At 68.6% G+C, this 17,565-nt stretch carries 11 protein-coding genes; 6 read left to right on the forward strand and 5 right to left on the reverse strand.

Annotated elements, in window-relative coordinates; all coding sequences use genetic code 11:
• The first annotated feature begins 63 nt into the window (after positions 1–63).
• The 5 genes from dinG (at position 64) to ACFPME_RS08030 (ending at position 4,109) form a co-directional block, all read left to right on the forward strand.
• Positions 64–2,184 (forward strand): ATP-dependent DNA helicase DinG, encoded by a 2,121-nt coding sequence (gene dinG, locus ACFPME_RS08010; RefSeq protein ID WP_377303942.1) that lies wholly within the window; start codon positions 64–66, stop codon positions 2,182–2,184.
• Complete coding sequence (locus tag ACFPME_RS08015) at positions 2,181–2,741, forward strand: HutD/Ves family protein (protein ID WP_377303944.1); 561 nt, start codon at positions 2,181–2,183, stop codon at positions 2,739–2,741. The genes dinG and ACFPME_RS08015 overlap by 4 nt, the downstream gene beginning before the upstream one ends.
• Before the next feature lie 98 nt (positions 2,742–2,839).
• On the forward strand, positions 2,840–3,037 hold the full coding sequence (locus ACFPME_RS08020) for a hypothetical protein (RefSeq protein ID WP_113723606.1): 198 nt from the start codon (positions 2,840–2,842) through the stop codon (positions 3,035–3,037).
• Positions 3,038–3,054: 17 nt separating this feature from the next.
• Entirely contained in the window at positions 3,055–3,651 is a 597-nt protein-coding gene (locus tag ACFPME_RS08025) for a DUF938 domain-containing protein (RefSeq protein ID WP_377303946.1), read from the forward strand.
• A 56-nt stretch (positions 3,652–3,707) separates the two neighbouring features.
• On the forward strand, positions 3,708–4,109 hold the full coding sequence (locus ACFPME_RS08030; protein ID WP_377303948.1) for a YchJ family protein: 402 nt from the start codon (positions 3,708–3,710) through the stop codon (positions 4,107–4,109).
• Positions 4,110–4,267: 158 nt separating this feature from the next.
• On the opposite strand, the gene ligB is transcribed toward ACFPME_RS08030, so the two are convergent.
• The 5 genes from ligB to ACFPME_RS08055 all read right to left on the reverse strand — a co-directional run bounded on the left by ligB (position 4,268) and on the right by ACFPME_RS08055 (position 15,842).
• Positions 4,268–5,959: an NAD-dependent DNA ligase LigB gene (gene ligB / locus ACFPME_RS08035; RefSeq protein WP_377303950.1), complete on the reverse strand. Its 1,692-nt coding sequence runs from the start codon at positions 5,957–5,959 to the stop codon at positions 4,268–4,270.
• Between the two features lie 106 nt (positions 5,960–6,065).
• Positions 6,066–6,839, reverse strand: a complete 774-nt coding sequence (locus ACFPME_RS08040) for an NRDE family protein (protein WP_377303952.1) — start codon at positions 6,837–6,839, stop codon at positions 6,066–6,068.
• A gap of 9 nt (positions 6,840–6,848) precedes the next feature.
• Positions 6,849–8,288 carry an FAD-dependent oxidoreductase gene (locus ACFPME_RS08045; protein WP_377303954.1) on the reverse strand — a complete coding sequence of 480 codons (1,440 nt, stop codon included), beginning with the start codon at positions 8,286–8,288 and terminating at the stop codon, positions 6,849–6,851.
• Entirely contained in the window at positions 8,285–12,739 is a 4,455-nt protein-coding gene (gene gltB, locus ACFPME_RS08050) for a glutamate synthase large subunit (protein ID WP_377303956.1), read from the reverse strand. The genes ACFPME_RS08045 and gltB overlap by 4 nt, the downstream gene beginning before the upstream one ends.
• 253 nt (positions 12,740–12,992) lie before the next feature.
• Complete coding sequence (locus ACFPME_RS08055; protein ID WP_377303958.1) at positions 12,993–15,842, reverse strand: TonB-dependent receptor plug domain-containing protein; 2,850 nt, start codon at positions 15,840–15,842, stop codon at positions 12,993–12,995.
• 411 nt (positions 15,843–16,253) lie between these two features.
• Here ACFPME_RS08055 and ACFPME_RS08060 point away from each other — a divergent pair, with 411 nt between their 5' ends.
• Positions 16,254–17,486 (forward strand): murein hydrolase activator EnvC family protein, encoded by a 1,233-nt coding sequence (locus tag ACFPME_RS08060; RefSeq protein ID WP_377303960.1) that lies wholly within the window; start codon positions 16,254–16,256, stop codon positions 17,484–17,486.
• Positions 17,487–17,565: the final 79 nt, after the last annotated feature.

Here is a 17,565-nt window from a genome sequence, read left to right on the forward strand (position 1 = left end):
CGGTTTGCCGCCATCGCCACCCAGGTTTCACGCATCGCCCGCGCCACAGGTTCCCATTCATCCATGCTCGCCGACACCACCAAAGACGCCATCCGCGCCGCCTATGCGCGCCTGAAGGACGGGCTGCCGGGCTTTCGCGCGCGCGCCTCGCAGGGAAAGATGATCGCCGAGGTCGCCAAGGCGCTCGGCCAGACCGGCGGCGTGGCGGTGATCGAGGCACCGACCGGCACCGGCAAGTCGATGGCCTACCTGATCGCCGGCGTGGAAGTGGCGCGTTTCCAGAAGAAGAAGCTGCTGATCGCCACCGCCACCGTGGCGCTGCAGGAGCAGCTGGTGCAGCGCGATATACCGCTGTATCTCCAGCTCAACGGCATCGAGGCGAAGGTGGCCCTGGCGAAAGGGCGCGGCCGCTACCTGTGCCCGCGCAACATGGCGATGGCCGCGAACAGCATCAACGACACCGCACAGATGGGCCTGGCCGGCTTCGACGCGGACCTGGTGCTGTGGACGAAGCCGCCGCAGGCGCGCGACAAGCAGGCGCTGGCGAAACTGCGCAGCGCGTTCGACCGCAACGAATGGAACGGCGACATGGATACCGCGCCGGAGCCGGTCAGCGACCTGCTGCGGCCGATGATCACCACCAGCGCCGGCGGCTGCACCGGGCGCAAGTGTGGCCAGTTCATGATCTGCCCGTTCTTCGCCGCCCGCCGCGCGGTGGACGACGCCGAGATCATCGTGGCGAACCAGGACCTGGTGCTGGCCGACCTCACCATGCCGGGCGAAGACGATGGCGGCGGTGTTCAGGCATGGGGTGGAGTCATCCTGCCGCGGCCGGACGAGACGCTGTACATCTTCGACGAAGGCCATCACCTCGCCGGCAAGGCGATCGACCGCGGCGCGGCTGAAGTATTCATGAGCGCCACCGTGCGGCAGCTGAGCCGGCTCGGCCGGCAGGTGCATGCGGCGTATTCGCTGACCGACAAGCCGATGCTGGGCAAGCTGTCGCTCGATGCCGGTGACGCGAAACTGCAGGAGCTGAGCAATACGCTGGAGGAACTGGAGAAGGAAATCCGCCTCGGCTGGCTGCCGGATCCGGCCGAGACCGAGCCGATGTATCGCGGCTCGCTGGGCCAGCTTCCCGAATCGTGGGTGGAGCATGCCCGCGCGCTCGGCCTGTACACCGGCGAGGTGCAGCGATGGCTCACCGCGGTGCGTCGCGCGGTGGTCGAGATGACCGACGGCGGCCCGACGCAAGAGGCGCTGTCGCGCGAGCTCGGCATTGCGCTGGAGCGCATCGGCAAGCAGGCGGCCTGCTGGCGCGCGTGGTCCAGCGACGATCCCGACAACGCGCCGCCGCTGGCGCGCTGGGTCACCCTGGGCGCCGATCAGCAACTGGTCTGTCACGCCTCGGCGGTGTCCGCCGGCGGGCTGCTGCGCAGTGTGCTGTGGGGCAATGCCAGCGGCGTGGTGATGACCTCGGCCACCCTGAGCGCCGGAGGCAATTTTCGCGGTTTCGCCGATGCGGTGGGCCTGCCCGATGATGCGGTGACCCTGAGCCTGCCCTCGCCGTTCGACCTCGCCGCGCAGGCGCGGCTCGAAGTGCCGGCGATGCGCACGCTGCCGGACGCGCGCGAGGCGCACGCCGGGGAGATCAGCGAATGGCTGGCCGAGAACCTCGACTGGGACGCCGGCAACCTGGTGCTGTTCACCTCGCGCGCGAAGCTCGACCGCGTACTGCAGAAGCTGCCCATCGCGCAGGTGCGCAAGGTGCGCGCGCAAGGTGCGCTGGGCAAGTCGCAATTGATCGCCGAGCACTGCGCCGACATCGAGGCCGGCAACGGCAGCACACTGTTCGGGCTGGCCTCGTTCGGCGAAGGCCTGGACCTGCCGGGCAGGCTGTGCGAAACCGTGGTGATCACCCAGCTGCCGTTTGCCGTGCCCACCGACCCGGTCGGCGCCACGTACGCCGAGTGGCTGGAGTCGCGCGGGCGCAACCCGTTCATCGAGGTCAGCATTCCCGAGGCCACGCGGTTGCTCACCCAGTACTGTGGCCGCCTGATCCGCAACGAGACCGACCGCGGCCGCATCGTGCTGCTGGACCGCCGCGTGGTCACCAAGCGCTACGGCAGCGGCATGCTGAAGGCGCTGCCGCCTTTCCAGCGCGTCATCGAGAGGACCGCATGATCATTCGCCTGTCCGACTGTCCACCGCAGCCGTGGAAGAATGGCCTCGGCAACACGCGCCAGATAGCCGTCCATCCGGCCGAGGCGGGTGCCGACGATTTCGTGTGGCGTGTGAGCATCGCCGGGGTCGACAGCAACGCGCCGTTTTCGGCGTTTCCGGGCATCGACCGGCAGATCGCGCTGCTGGATGGCGACGGCTTCACGATGACGCTCGACGAGGACTGCATTCATTCGCTGACGACGCCGTTCGCACCTTTTGCATTTGCCGGCGAGGCGAACGTGGCCGTAAGCCTGGTCGGCGGCCCGACCCGCGATTTCAACCTGATGGTGCGGCGTGCCCGGGCCAGCGGCGAGATACAGGTGTGGGCCGAGCCGGGGAGCTACCTGCCGGATCCGGCGATCGTCCTCGTCCATGCCGCCAGAGGCGATATCGATACCCCCGAGGGCGTGCTTCACGCCGGGGACACGTGGCTCACGGCAGGTCCCGCCCGCGGCGATCACATCACATTGCGCGACCGCGCCGTGGCCTTGGCCATTCGCATCGCGCGCAAGGATTGAAACGCGGCGACCCGGCTGGCGGGATGGCAAGAGTCATCTACGCAGCCGCTGTTCACCTGCGCTAGAGTCGGCGCATTCAAACACCCGAGGACGTGGACATGGCCGCTTTCCTGCTCTGGTTGTTGCTGCTGGTGTTCTGCTGGCCGCTCGCGTTGCTGGCGCTGGTGCTGTACCCGATCGTGTGGTTGCTGGTGCTGCCGTTCCGGCTGGTCGGCATCACCGTCGGCGCCGTGTTCGCCTTTCTCGGCGCGCTGCTGATGCTGCCGGCGCGCGTGCTGCGTGGGCGACCGGCCTGACATTGTCGGATCCGCTCGTGGACAAACCCCACTCGCCCGCCTGCGAGCGCAACCGCGAACCGATCCTGGCCGTGCTGCGGGAGCATTTCGCCGATCGCCGGCGCGTACTGGAGATCGGCAGCGGCACTGGCCAGCACGCCGTGCATTTTGCCGCGGCGCTGCCGCACCTGGTCTGGCAGAGTTCGGACCGGGAGGACAATCTGCCGGGCATCCGCGCCTGGCTGGACGCCGCCGCCTTGCCGAACACCCCGGCGCCGCGGATGCTCGACGTCGCCGGCAACTGGCCCGCCGGGCCGTTCGACGCGGTATTCAGCGCCAATACGCTGCACATCATGGCGTGGAGCGAGGTACAACGGTTGTTCGCGCAACTGCCCGCGGTCACCACCGGCGACGCGCTCGTGATCATCTACGGCCCGTTCAATGACGAAGGCCGCTACAGCAGCGACAGCAATGCCGCGTTCGACCAATGGCTGCAGGCGCGCGGCGCACACATGGCGATCCGCGATGCCGGGGCGGTCGATGCCCTCGCCGGTGCCGCCGGCTTCATCCTGATCGACGATATTGCGATGCCGGCCAACAACCGCTGCCGCGTGTGGCGCCGCAGCCGCGATTGAACATCGACCTGCGCGACGAGCCTGCATGAGCGCGCCGAAGCGGGTACAAAGGCGCCATGGAATCGATCGACACGTTGACGCCATGCCCTTGCGGCAACCCGGCCGGCTACAGCCGATGCTGCGCTCCCCTGCACGACGGCTTGGCCGCGGCGACGGCGGCGCAACTTATGCGTTCGCGCTACAGCGCCTATGTCCTGAAACGGGAGGACTACCTGCTGGCCAGCTGGCATGCCGACACGCGGCCGGCGTGTTTGCGGCTGGCCGGGCAACAGCCGGCGCCGACCTGGCTGGGGCTGGAAATCCGTCAGCAGCGGCAGATCGACGACGATCACGCCATTGTCGAGTTCATCGCCCGCTACCGCCTCGGCGGTGGCCGCGCACAACGCCAGCACGAGACCAGCCGTTTCACGCGCGAAGGCGGCCGCTGGTATTACCTCGACGGCGAGCTCAAGAGCTGAAACCCGGAGTTGCACCTGGGCGACCGCCGGACGAGAGCGTCGCCGGGGCGCATGACGCGGTGCGTCGGGGCACTGCGGGAGCCCGGTGAACTTGTGCCCCGGACCTGACCGCATGACATCGCCGGACGGCCGTGGACGGGCGATTTCTTCTCCAGCTCTCAGAACCCCTGCACGCCGGCGACATGCAGGCGCGCGGCCAGGGCGCGTATCTGGGGATGGCTGAAGAACGCGACCAGCTGATGGGCGCGGCCGGCCTCGACGCCATCGAGCGCCTGCCAGTCGGCCGCGCCCCGGTCGCTCAACGCGGCCCAGCTGGACAGACCGTCGGTATCGGCGGACGGCATGCCGAGTGCGTGCAACCAGCGCGCGAACGGCCGATCGCGCGCAGCGGCGAATGCCTTCGCCAGGGCCGCGCCACGCGTGGCGCCGACACTTGGCAGCCCGGAAAGCTGCGCCGGCGTCAGGTCCATCCAGTCGAGCAGGTGGTGGATCAGGCCTGCGTCGACCAGCGCCTGCCAGGTGTCGGCGCCGAGGCCTTCCAGCTGCAGACCCTGCTTGCCGCCCAGCCACAGAAGGCGTGCGCGGAACTGCTGCTCGCAGCCAGGCGCGGCCTGCCAGCAGCTCCAGCGGTCGTGCGTCAACGGATCCGGTGGCGTCACCGTCGCACGTTGCTGCGTACGCCACGCCACCGACTGCAGGCGCGGAATGGTCAGGCCGGCCAGCACGACTTCCACCTGGTCACCGGGACGGATATCCAGTTGCTTCCAGCGCGCCAGCGAGCCCACGCTGACCCGCTGCACGCGGTGATCGTCCAGCTGCACCGGCTCCAGTTCCAGCACGGGCGTGATGCGGCCGCTGCGTCCCACCGTGAAATCCACTGCACGCACTTCGGCCAGCGCCGATGCGGCCGGATATTTCCACGCCACCGCCCAGCTCGGCGGCGCCGGCTGCCAGGTTGTGGCGGGTGGGCGATGGCCTTGCCGCACTACCGTGCCGTCAGCCGCGAACGGCATCGCACCGCGATACCACTGCTCGCGCCAATGTCGCACTTCGTCCAGGGTGCGCACCGGCTGGATGTAGGTGGCGCTGTCAGCCATGCCCATTGCCTGCAGCCCGGCCACGCGCGCGGGCATGTCGGCCGGGCCGCTGGGCCAGTCCCATACGAACAGGCCGATCTGCGCGGCGGTATCGCCATCCACATCATTGCGCGCCAGCGCGCCGGCCACCGCCGAACGGGCGTTGGCGCCGCCATCGTCGGCCTGCACATGGCCGGGCAGGCGCCAGTACAGCTCGCCTTGCAGCACCACGCGCACCGGCGCATGCGGCAGATGTTTGGGGATGGCGTCGATGCGCTGCGCCAGTGCCGTCCAGTCCGAACCATGCAGGCCGTCGCCGCGGCTGGTGGCCTGGCGCAAACGGCCGTCCAGATAGAGCAGCGTGACCGCCACGCCGTCGGCCTTCGGTTGCACCCACAGGTCGCGATTGCCGCGCTCGCGCATCCATGCCGCCAGTGCCGCCGCATCGGGCAGCTTGGCCAGGCCGGTTTGCGCGACCGGCGAAACGGCACCGCCACGGGCATCGGCCAGGTGCGCGAGCGTGGCCGGCGCCTGCGCCGGAAAGCAGCCGCGCCAGATTCTGAATCGCTGCAACGCCTGGTCGTAGACGGCATCATCGACGGGTGACTGGCCACTGACCCGATACGCGTGATTCCAGCCATCGAGCCGGTCGTGCAGCGCGCCCAGTTCCTGCTTCGCCCGGGCCACCGACCAGTCGGGGCAATCGGCCGCACGCACATTGCCGCCGACCCACGCCGCGATGCCGGCGAGCAACCACCATCCATTCCTGCGCATGAGCTGGTTCCTTCCGTGGACGTCGCAACAGACTAACCAACCCGCGTCAGCGCGTGCAGCCGACGATGCCGATGGCGCGCGTAGGCGCCGGGCGTCCAGCCCCGCGCTACGCCGCGGTCGCGCCGCCAAAGCGCAGCCAGGTCTCGCCCTCGAAGCGCCCGTTCGACCCGAAGCGCCGCTCCGCGATCACGCCGCGGCCGTCGTGGTCGATCGCCACCACGGTGCTGGCGCGGGTGCCGTACTGCTCGCCACGGATGAACGCCGACGACAGCCAGCGCTCGCGCTCCGGCCCCACGCCGGTGTCAGGCAACTGCGTCTCCGGCGCCTGCCGCTCGTCGGCGAGCGCCTCGAACAGCGGTGCGAAATCCGCGTCGCCGCCGGCATCGATCCACTGCTGCAGCCGCTGCATCAGCGCGCGGGTCTTCGGCCACGGCGTGTTGAAGTCGGCGTTCGACAGGCCGTGCACGCCGGGAGTCACCGCCTGCGCGCGCGGCTCCGGGCGGTTGCCCAGATAGAACGCCTCGCGCGCATCGAAGGTAAGCAGGTTGAACGGGCGATAGTCGGCGGCCGTGCGCAGCAGTTGCTGCGCGTGCGTGGAGGTATCGGCGTCGCCACGCAGATAGTCGGTGGCCAGCAGGCCGCGCGAAGTGCCGAGCTGCGGATCGCGCGGGTCGCGCACATTGGTCACCACGCAGCAGCGCCCGCCGTTGGTGACGCCGAGCCAGGTGCCGCCGGCCTCGAGGTCGCGCCCGCCGACGATCGACGCATCGTCCCAGCGCGCCAGCGCCGCACTGGGCCGCGCATGGGACTCGTCGCGATTGCCCGCCAGCAGCAGGCGCCAGCGTGGATGGGTATCCCAGGCGAACGCGATCAGGCACATGCGCAAAACCTACGCCATACAGGCCATCGCTTCCAGGGGAAGCTCGCTGAGCATCCGCGCGATCGAGGCCGCCGCCTCGCGTCCGTCGTGCACGGCACGCACGACGAGGTCGGCTCCACGCATGTTGTCGCCGCCGGCGAAGATCTTCGGATGGCCGGTCTGGAACGGCAGCCGGTCCGCACCGCCGGCGCGGATGCGGCCACTGGCATCCAGTTCGATACCGTACTCGGCGCACCATGCCGGCGGGCTGGGACGGAAGCCGAACGCCTGGATCACCACGTCGGCACGCAATTCGGTTTCGCTGCCCTCGACATGCTGCAGCCGCGCGCGGCCATGCGTGTCGGTACCCACCTCGGTATGGACCAGGCGCACGCCGCGCACCTTGCCCTGCTCGCCGAACAAGGCGAGCGGCTGGCGATGGAACAGGAAGTTCACGCCTTCCTCGCGGCTGTAGCCGACCTCGCGGCGCGAGCCGGGCATGCTGGCCTCGTCGCGGCGGTACACGCAGGTGACCGAGGCGGCGCCGAGGCGCACCGAGGTGCGGTTGCAATCCATGCCGGTGTCGCCGCCGCCGAGCACGACGACGTGCTTGCCGTTGAGGTCGAGCGCGGGCGGCACCGGCTGGTCGTCGAGCAGGCGGTTCGCGTTGGCGACCAGGAACGGCAGCGCGTCGTGCACGCCGTCGAGTTCGCGCCCGGGCAACTCGCCGTCGACGAAGGTGTAGGCGCCGGTGCCGAGGAAGACCGCGTCGTAGTCGGCCAGCAGCCGTTCGAAAGCGATGTCGCGACCGATCTCCACGTCGAGATGGAAGCGCACGCCCATGCCTTCGAGTACTTCGCGCCGGGTGTGGATCACCGTCTTGTCCAGCTTGAACGGCGGGATGCCGAAGGTGAGCAGGCCGCCGATCTCGCGCTGGCGGTCGAACACGTCTACCGCGATGCCGGCACGGCGCAGCCGGTCCGCGCAGGACAGGCCAGCCGGGCCGGCGCCGACCACCGCCACGCGGCGGCCGGTCTCGACCACGCCGGACAGATCCGGCCGCCACCCCTGGCGGAACGCCTCGTCGGTGATCGAGCGCTCGATGCTGCCGATCGTCACCGCGCCGAAGCCGCCCTGCTCCAGCGTGCAGGCGCCTTCGCACAGGCGATCCTGCGGACACACGCGGCCGCAGATTTCCGGCAGCGGGTTGGTTTCGTGCATCAGGGTGGCGGCTTCGAACAGACGTCCATCCTGCACCAGCTTCAGCCAGTCCGGGATGTAGTTGTGCACCGGGCAGGCGTGTTCGCAATACGGATTGCCGCAGTCGAGGCAGCGCTCGGCCTGGCCCACCGCCGCGGGGGGCGCGAAGTCGCCGCTGATCTCGCCGTAGCCGAGCACGCGGATCGCCACCGGCACGGCTTTCGGCGGCTGGCGGGGAAGGTTGAGGAACTGGAACAGCTTGTCGCTCATGCCGCCCTCCGCAATTCGTCGGCCAATGCGGCCAGGCTGGCCGCCTTCGGCTTGACCAGCCAGAAGCGCTGCAGCAGTCCACGGAAGTCGCCTTGCAGATGCTTCGCCCAGGCGCTGCCGGTGAGTTCGGCGTGGCGCGCGATCAGGCCGCGCAGGTGCTGCATGTGGTGTTCCATGCCTTCCGGCGTGATGCGCACGATGTCGACCAGCTCGTGGTTGTAGCAGTCCACGAAGTTGCGTTCGAGGTCGAGCACGTAGGCGAAGCCGCCGGTCATGCCGGCGCCGAAGTTGAGGCCGCAGGCGCCGAGCACGGCGACCACGCCCCCGGTCATGTACTCGCAGCAGTGGTCGCCGGCGCCCTCGATCACCGCCAGCGCGCCGGAGTTGCGCACGCCGAAGCGCTCGCCCGCGCGTCCGGCAGCAAACAGCTCGCCGCCGGTGGCACCGTACAGGCAGGTGTTGCCGAGGATCGCCGCGTCCTGGCTGGCAAATGGCGATTCCGGCGACGGCCGCACCAGGATGCGTCCGCCGGCCATGCCCTTGCCGACGCCGTCGTTGGCCTCGCCGGTGAGTTCGATCTGCACGCCGCCGGCATTCCACGCGCCGAGGCTTTGCCCGGCGCTGCCTTCCAGTTGCAGGGTGATCGGTTCGGGCATGCCGTGGTCGCCCCAGCGCCGCGCGACATCGCCGGACAATCGCGCGCCGATCGCTCGGTCGGTATTGGCGATCGCGTAGCGGAACGTGCCGCCGCTGCCCAGCTCGACCAGCGGCGCGGCATCGTGGGCGATGCGCGTGGCCAGCGCCGCCTCGTCGCGCATCGGGTTGCGCGGCAGCGTGCAGGCGTTGTCCACGTCGACACCCAGACCGTCGCTGGCGATGAGCCGCGACAGGTCGAGCTGCCTCTGCACCGGCGTGCTGCCTTCGGCCTGGTGCAGCAGGTCGCTGCGGCCGACCAGCTCGCCGAGGCTGCGCACGCCCAGCTGCGCCAGATGGCCGCGCACGTCCTCGGCGACGAAGCGGAAGTAGTTCATCACCATCTCGGGCAGGCCGATGAAGTGGTCCTTGCGCAGCGTCTCGTTCTGCGTGGCGATGCCGGTGGCGCAGTTGTTGAGGTGGCAGATGCGCAGGTACTTGCAGCCCAGCGCCACCATCGGGCCGGTGCCGAAACCGAAACTCTCGGCGCCGAGCAGCGCCGCCTTGATCACGTCGAGGCCGGTCTTCAGGCCGCCGTCGGTCTGCAGCCGCACGCGGCCGCGCAGGCCGTTGCGGCGCAGCGTCTGCTGCGCCTCGGCCACGCCCAGTTCCCACGGCGTGCCGGCGTACTTGATCGAGGTGAGCGGACTGGCGCCGGTGCCGCCGTCGTGGCCGGAGATGGTGATCAGGTCCGCACCGGCCTTGACCACGCCTGCGGCGACCGTGCCCACGCCGGCGTGCGAGACCAGCTTCACCGAGATCAGCGCGGTGGGGTTCACTTCCTTGAGGTCGTGGATCAGCTGCGCCAGATCCTCGATCGAGTAGATGTCGTGGTGCGGCGGCGGCGAGATCAGGCCGATGCCGGGCTTGGCGTAGCGCAGCCGCGCGATGGTGGCGTCGACCTTGTGGCCGGGCAGCTGGCCGCCCTCGCCGGGCTTGGCGCCCTGCGCGATCTTGATCTGCAGCACCTCGGCGTTGATCAGGTATTCGGCGGTGACGCCGAAGCGGCCGGAGGAGACCTGCTTGATCTTCGAGCTCTTCTCGGTGCCGTAGCGCGCCGGGTCTTCGCCACCCTCGCCGGAGTTGCTGCGGCCGCCGAGCCGGTTCATGGCGATCGCCAGCGCCTCGTGCGCTTCTGGCGACAGTGCGCCGAGCGACATGCCGGCCGAATCGAAGCGCTTGAGTATCGTCTCGACCGGTTCGACTTCGTCCAGCGCAATCGCGGCACCGGCCGCCTGCGGCAACAGCAGATCGCGCAGCGCGGACGGCGGGCGTGAATCGACGTGTTGCGCGTAACGCCGGTAGTCGTCCATGGCGCCGCTGCGCACGGCGGCCTGCAGCGTGTCGATCACGTCCGGGTTGTACATGTGGTATTCGCCGCCGTGGACGAACTTGTAGAGGCCGCCGGCGCGCAGCGGCTGCGCCTCGTTCCAGGCCTCGGCGGCCAGCAGGCGCGCGTCGTGCTCGAGATCGGCGAAGCCGGCGCCGCCGATGCGCGACGGCGTGCCGGCGAAGCACAGCGCCACCACGTCGGGCGCCAGGCCGACGATCTCGAACAGCTGCGCGCCGCGATAGCCGGCGATGGTGGAGATGCCCATCTTCGACAGGATCTTCAGCAGGCCCTTGCGGATGCCGCGCCGGTAGCTGCGGCCGATCTCGCGCGCCGTGCCGTCGCCGCGCTTGATGTGGCCGTCGCGGCCCAGCTCGAACAGGCTCTGGTAGGCCAGCCACGGGTAGATCGCGGTGGCGCCGAAGCCGATCAGGCAGGCGAACTGGTGCGCGTCGCGCGCGGTGGCGGTTTCCACCAGCAGGTTGCACTGGCAGCGCAGGCCGGTCTCGATCAGGTGCGCGTGGATCGCGCCCACCGCCAGCAGCGCGTGCGCCGGCAGCGTGTCCCGGTTCGGATAACGGTCGGTGATGAAGACCATGCCGGCGCCGTTGCGCACGCCCTGCTCCGCCTCGCGGCAGAACCGGCGCAGCGCCGCTTCCAGCCCTTCCTCGGGCGGGTAGCACAGGTCGATCTGCACGGTGGCATGGACGAACTGCGGCAGCGCCAGCAGCTGACGCAGCTTGCGTTGCGAGCAGATCGGCGAGTTCAGCAGGATCTGCTCCGCGTTGTCGGCCGACAGCTCGAACAAATTGCCTTCGCGGCCGAACTGGGTGACCAGCGACATCACCAGCCGCTCGCGCAGCGGATCGATCGGCGGGTTGGTGACCTGGGCGAAGCCTTCGCGGAAGCGGTCGAACAGCGGCCGCACCTGGCGCGACATCGCCGCCATCGGCGTGTCGTCGCCCATCGCGCCGGTGGCTTCGGCCTCGGTCTCGGCGAGCACTTTCAGCACGCTCTCGCGCTCTTCGCGGCTGAGACCGTACAGCTTCTGGTAACGGCGCAGCACTGGCGCCGGCAACGGTTCGGCGGCGAGGCTGGGATCGATCAGGTCCGATTCGAGATAGCTGACGCCGGCGCGCAGCCAGTCGCGGAACGGCGCGCGGCTCTTGTTGATCGCATCGATGTCGGCGTCGTGCAGCAGACGCTTGCCGGCGAAATCGACCGCCAGCATCTGGCCGGGCCCGAGTCGGCCCTTCGCCACCACGCGCGATGGCGGCACGTCCCACAGGCCGGCCTCGGAAGCGACGATCAGGTGGTTGTCGTCCGACAGCGCCCAGCGTGCCGGGCGCAGGCCGTTGCGGTCGAGCGTGCACGCCGCGTAGTGGCCGTCGCACATCACCAGCCCGGCCGGGCCGTCCCACGGCTCGCTGTGCAGCGCGTAGTACTCGTAAAAGCCGGCGAGGTCCTCGTCCAGGTCCTCGCGCGCCGCATACGCCGGCGGCACCAGCACGCGCATCGCGGTGAGCATGTCGAGGCCGCCGGCCAGCATCACTTCCAGCGCGTTGTCGAGGCTTTCCGAATCGGAACCGTCCTGGCGAACCAGCGGACCGATGTCGGTGAGGTCGACCCGCGACGAACGCAGCACCGCCTCGCGCGCCTGCATCCAGCGCCGGTTGCCGCGGATGGTGTTGATCTCGCCGTTGTGCGCGAGCAGGCGGAACGGCTGCGCCAGCCGCCATTGCGGCGTGGTGTTGGTGGAGAAGCGCTGGTGGAACACCACCGCATCGCTGGCCAATGCGGGATGCATGAGATCGGCGAACACTTCGCGCAGCCGGCCTGGCGCGGCCATCGCCTTGTAACCGATCACGTGGACGGACAGGCTCACCACGTAGAACTGGGGATCGTGGGCCAGCGCGGTTTCGGCGCGCCGGCGCGCACGGAACAGCGCGCGTTCGAACGCGTCATCGTCCATCCCGGCTGCGGCGTTCACGAACACCTGGCGCACGCGCGGACAGGTGGCGCTGGCCAGCGGGCCGCAAGCCTCGGTATCGATCGGCACGTCGCGCCAGCCGGCCAGGGTCAGCCCGGCCTCGGCCAGATGCCGCTCGAACGCGATCGCGTTCGTCTCGCCGCCGGTGGGATCGAGGAACACCAGCCCCGCCGCGAAGCGTTCGCCCGGCACGATGCCGTCCGCTGCCGCGAGCGCGCGCAGCCAGTCCGCCGGGCGATGGATCAGCACGCCGCAACCGTCGCCGCTGATGCCGTCGGCATTCACGCCGCCGCGATGGGAGAGTTTCGCCAGCGCGGCAAACGCGGTGTCGACCAGCGCGGCGCTGGCGCGCCCGTCGATCTGCGCAACCAAGCCGAAGCCGCAGCTGTCGTGCTCGAAAGCCGGGTCGTACAACGTCGCCAAGCCGCTTGCCGCCATCTCACCCCTCCGGGCTGCGCAGGTCGCCGCGATGCCGATGGCACCGTCGGTTTGCGCAGGAGCGACTCCGACTAGAGCACAATTGTTGCGCTGCGTCAAAGATGGTCGGAAAAGATGGATATGGACGTCTAGACTTCCAATCCCCCACTGGCGTCACGGATCACGGCACGCGCCGGCCTCAAGCGAGGCAATGCGCGCCGGGTGCGCGGCGCGCATTGCCTCGCAGGCCGGGGCCAGGTCCCGGCCAGACGACTTACATCTTGTACTTCACGCCCAGCGTGTAGAACCGGCCGACCATGCCCGCCTGCGCCCAGGTCGGGTTGTAGTTGTTGCCCGCGTAGTTGCTCGGGTCGAACGGTGCCTGGCGATTGAAGGCATTCAGGATCGATGCGGTCAACGCGAAGTGGTCGTTGAAGTCGTAGCTTCCGGTCAGGTCGAACGTGGTGAACGAGGCCACGTGGCAGCTTGGCGGGAACGGGTTGCCATTGTCGTCCACCGAGATGCAGCCCTCGCCGTTGTCCGGTGCGGTCATCGTGATGGCGCTGGTGTAGTAGAGCGTGCCGGTGATCGTTGCCTTGCCGAAGGTGAGGCTGTTCGACCACGAGGCGCGATCGCGCGGCGTACCCGCGCCCGACGACAGGGCGTACGGTCCGTGCGTACCGACGAAGCGCTGCACCGTGCCGTCTTGCAGGGTCAGGTTCCACTCGAAGATGCGCGTGGCGTTGAATTCGCTGCGCAGCTTGGCGCCGCCGCCGAGATCGAAATTGCCGATCAGGTCGAAATCGACGCCCTTGGTCTGCAGCGAGTTCTGGTTGACGTACGGCGCCATCACCACGACCGGCTTCGGCAGCAGCGTGGGATTTTCCGGGTCGGGCACGTCGGCGATGATGGCCGAGTTCGGTGGCAACGGCTGGCCGGCGAAATAGGCGTCGAGGACCGCCTGCGTATCCTGCTGACCGATCACGCCGGTCTTCTTGATGTCGTAGTAGTCCAGCGAGGCGCTCAGTTGTTCGATCGGCTGGTAGACCAGGCCAAAGGTCCAGCTCTTCGAGCGTTCAGGCTTGATGTTCGGATTGCCGATGGTGTCGTAGGCGAGGCCGTAGGGCCGCACATAGGCGTTGTTGCCGTGTGCGGCGGCGTAGTCGTCAGGCACCGTGTAGGTGGCGAATCCCTCCGATTCGCTGGATCCGTTCTCGGCGAAGCTCGGCGCACGGAAGCCCTTCGACCACGTGCCGCGAACCGCCAGCGATTCGATCGGCTTCCACTTGAAGCCGACCTTCGGCGAGAAGTTGTTGCCGAAGTCCGAGTAGTGGTCGAACCGACCGGAGACATCGACTTCCAGCGACTCCAGGAACGGCGCATCGAGCTCGGCGTAAGCGCCCGACACGGTGCGCTTGCCGAAGGTATGCGCCACACCCAGGCCCTGTGCCTGCAGGCCCGGGTTGAGGTCGGGATCCTTCTGCTCCTCGTGGCGCACATCGACGCCGGTGGCAAAGCCCAGCGAACCGCCGGGCAGGTCCATCAGCGGACGCGAGACATGGAAGTCGATCGACTGCAGGTCGGTGGTGGACTTCTTGTGCAGCACCGGCGCCAGCTCGGCGAGCAGTTGCGGCGAGTTCTGCGACGGATCGAGGAAGTTGTAGCTGCCGTCGTTCACGACCTGGACGAGCTTGTTGTAGTTGAGGAAGCCGTAGTTGTCGACGGTCAGCTCGTTGTGGTTGAACACCAGCGCGCTGTCGTAGTTCCAGTCGCCCATGGTGCCGTGGATGCCGCCGACCAGCCGCGTGTTGTTGTTGTCCTGCTTCGCTCCGCCCCGGATGCCGCCGAACGCATAGGTGATCAGCGCCGGCTGCGCGAACGGATTGTTCGGGTTGTCCGAACCGTCCGGCAAGGTCGCCGGCAGCACGATCGAACGCGTGTTGACCGGCGTGCCCGCGCGGATCTGCGGCGGCCCGCCGGCAACCTCGGTCTTGTTGCTGTACACGCTGCCGCTCACATAGGCCTCGCTGGTATCGCCGATCTTGATGGTCAAGCGGCCGTAGGCGCCGAGGCGTTTCTCCTTTGGCTGCAGGTCGGTGTACTGGCTGACGAAGTTCTGCTCGCAACCGCTGCCCAGGTCATTGGTCACCGGTGTCGTGTCCGGGCCGCAGGGGCGCAGCGGTTGCCACAGCGAGCCGTCGACCGCCGTACCGGTCAGCATGCCGCCCGGCCCGTTCGGGCCGGGCACGGCCGGCCGGACCATGCCGTAGATCGAGCCGGCGTTGAAACCGGGCTGGCCGTTCGTGGCGTCGCTGCCGCCGATCCGGCTGAGATCGGTGGAGTTGTACGGATAGCCGCGGTCGCGCGCCCAGATGCGGCTGTCGCTCTGCGCCTCGATGCTGCCGTAGGCATTCCAGCCATCCTTCGCGAGATCGCCGCCGCCGAACAGCAGGGTCGCGCGGCGGGTGGTGCCGCCGCCCCTCTGCGATGTGCCGATGTCGGCGGTGGCCTCCAGACCCTTGAAGTCGCGCTTGAGGATGATGTTGACGACGCCGGCGATCGCATCGGCGCCATACAGCGAGGAGGCACCGTCTTTCAGTACGTCGATGCGCTCGATTGCATTCACCGGGATCGTGTTGAGGTCGACGAACGTGCGCTGGCCGTCATCCGCCAATGGGTAGTTGGCCGAGCGGCGGCCATCGATCAGCACCAGGGTGGAGTTCACGGTGAGGCCGCGCAGTGCGACACCGGCCGAACCCGCGGCGAATCCCGCGGTAAACGCAGTGGGAATCGATCCGCTGTTGTCCGCGGAAATCGCACGAACCACGTCGTTGACCGTCTTCAGGCCGCTGCGCTCGATCTGCGCGGCGGTGATCACGGTAACCGGCGAGGGGGTCTCCAGATCGACGCGCGGCAACGCCGAACCGGTGACGGTGATCGCCTGCAGTTGCTGGACTTGTTTCTGATCGGGGGCCTGTTGGCCAGTCTGCTGGCCGGGGGCCTGCTGGTCGGGCGGTCGCTGGCTGGTATCGGCAGCGGAGGGTGGTGCGGTCTGTGCAATGACGGCGGCGACAGGCGTCAACAGCAAACCAGCCAGCGCCAAAGCGAGCTTATTCGGCTTCATCGACTTGTCCTCATTGTGGGGTGCAACGCGCTTGATGGAAGCGGCGGCGTCTGCCAGGCCCAAACAAGCGAGGGGAGTTGCGAGCGAAGTTTTTCACCATTGCGTGGCGACTTCAAGCATTTAATTTTCACGTGAAGCTTATGATTTGTTTCCACGAGAATGTGGCACGCCATATGCTTGATTTACAGGAGAATTGTCAGAAACTATCCTGTTCGCAACCGTATTTGTATGGACTTCTAAACGTCCATATTAGATCAATGGAATAGATGCCTCGGCACCATCAACGCCGCGTCGTGGACCAGCGACGGACGTCAAGGCCAACCAGCGACGGAACCGGCCTTCCTTCCGGTCGGCGCGCGGATGCCGCCCCGCCGTATCGCGCCGGCCGGTGCGCTGGGCGATAATCCCCGCATGCCCAGACCCATCCGCGTCGCCGTCCGCACCCTCCGCTGCCTGATCCTCACCGCAATGCTGGGTTGCCTGGCCATCGCTTCGGCGCAGGCGCGCCAGGACGTCGCGAGCAGGAACGAGCAGGCCGAAGCCAGACAGAAGTTGGCCGACCTTCGGGGGAAGATGGAAGCGCTGGCGAAACAGCAGGCCGATACCGCCGCACGCCGCGACAGCGTCAACGCGGTGCTGGCCCGGCAGGCGAACGCGCTGGCCGGCGCGGCCCGGGCGGTTCGCCAGACCGAAGTCGAACTGGCCGCCAAGCAGCAGCAACTGGAGCAGTTGCAGATCCAGCGCCGCACGCTCAAGCAGACCCTGGACAGCCAGCGCGCAGCGATCGCCGACCTGCTGCGCGCCACCTATGCGCTGGGTCGCGGCTCCGACCTGCGCCTGCTGCTGGGCGATGAGGACGTGGCGCGCATCGCGCGCGCGCTGGTGTATTCGAACTATTTCCAGCAGGACCGTGTGAAGCGGGTGCAGCAGTTGATGGCGGACCTGGCGAAGCTGCAGGAACTGGAGGCCTCGATCACGGCCGAGCAGCAGGCGCTGCGGGCCATCCAGACGCAACGTGAGCAACAGGCGCGGGCGCTCGCGCAGCAGCGCGCCGCACAGCAGAAGCTCGCTGCCGAAACCGACGCGCAGTACAAGGACCAGGCGCAACGACTGGCGGCGCTGAAACAGAACGCACAGTCGCTCAACAACCTGGTCGACAAGTTGCAGAAGGTGATCGACGAGGCCGCGCGCGAAGCGGCGACCCGCGCCGCCGCGAACCGTGCGGCCGCCGCCCGGCGCCCCGGCCACAGACCACCGCCGGCGCTCGAGGTGGGCTCGGCCACTGCCAATATCCGCGGCAATCTGCCGTGGCCGGCCAGGGGCGTGGTCAACAGCTATGGCAGCGGGGTGCTGATCAAGGCCAGCGGCGGCAGCGAAGTGCACGCGGTGGCGCGCGGCCGGGTGATCTACGCCGGCTTCCTGCGTGGCTACGGGATGCTGATCATCGTCAACCACGGCAGCGGCTGGATGAGCATGTACGGCAACAATGAATCGCTTTTGCACGGCGTGGGTGATCAGGTCGATGCAGGCCAGGCGATCGGCACCGCCAGTGCGCCCACCGGGGTGAATACCGGCGTGTATTTCGAGCTGCGCAAGGGTGGCCAGCCGGTCGATCCGCGCAGCTGGCTGAGCCAGCGCCATTGACGTGACCTTCGCCTCACCGCAGGCTGGATTCCTGCCAGGTGGACCCACATCTGGAATTACGACGCCATTCCGCTGTCCC

This window comes from Rhodanobacter umsongensis (assembly GCF_042654965.1).
GTDB lineage: Bacteria > Pseudomonadota > Gammaproteobacteria > Xanthomonadales > Rhodanobacteraceae > Rhodanobacter > Rhodanobacter umsongensis.

Excerpts from the sequence above, each read along its gene's own strand:
- ACFPME_RS08055 (WP_377303958.1), bottom strand. The coding sequence starts at position 15,842 with ATGAAGCCGAATAAGCTCGCTTTGGCGCTGGCTGGTTTGCTGTTGACG.
- ligB (WP_377303950.1), bottom strand. The coding sequence starts at position 5,959 with ATGCGCAGGAATGGATGGTGGTTGCTCGCCGGCATCGCGGCGTGGGTC.
- ACFPME_RS08015 (WP_377303944.1), top strand. The coding sequence starts at position 2,181 with ATGATCATTCGCCTGTCCGACTGTCCACCGCAGCCGTGGAAGAATGGC.
- gltB (WP_377303956.1), bottom strand. The coding sequence starts at position 12,739 with ATGGCGGCAAGCGGCTTGGCGACGTTGTACGACCCGGCTTTCGAGCAC.
- ACFPME_RS08045 (WP_377303954.1), bottom strand. The coding sequence starts at position 8,288 with ATGAGCGACAAGCTGTTCCAGTTCCTCAACCTTCCCCGCCAGCCGCCG.
- ACFPME_RS08030 (WP_377303948.1), top strand. The coding sequence starts at position 3,708 with ATGGAATCGATCGACACGTTGACGCCATGCCCTTGCGGCAACCCGGCC.
- ACFPME_RS08020 (WP_113723606.1), top strand. The coding sequence starts at position 2,840 with ATGGCCGCTTTCCTGCTCTGGTTGTTGCTGCTGGTGTTCTGCTGGCCG.
- ACFPME_RS08040 (WP_377303952.1), bottom strand. The coding sequence starts at position 6,839 with ATGTGCCTGATCGCGTTCGCCTGGGATACCCATCCACGCTGGCGCCTG.
- dinG (WP_377303942.1), top strand. The coding sequence starts at position 64 with ATGCTCGCCGACACCACCAAAGACGCCATCCGCGCCGCCTATGCGCGC.
- ACFPME_RS08060 (WP_377303960.1), top strand. The coding sequence starts at position 16,254 with ATGCCCAGACCCATCCGCGTCGCCGTCCGCACCCTCCGCTGCCTGATC.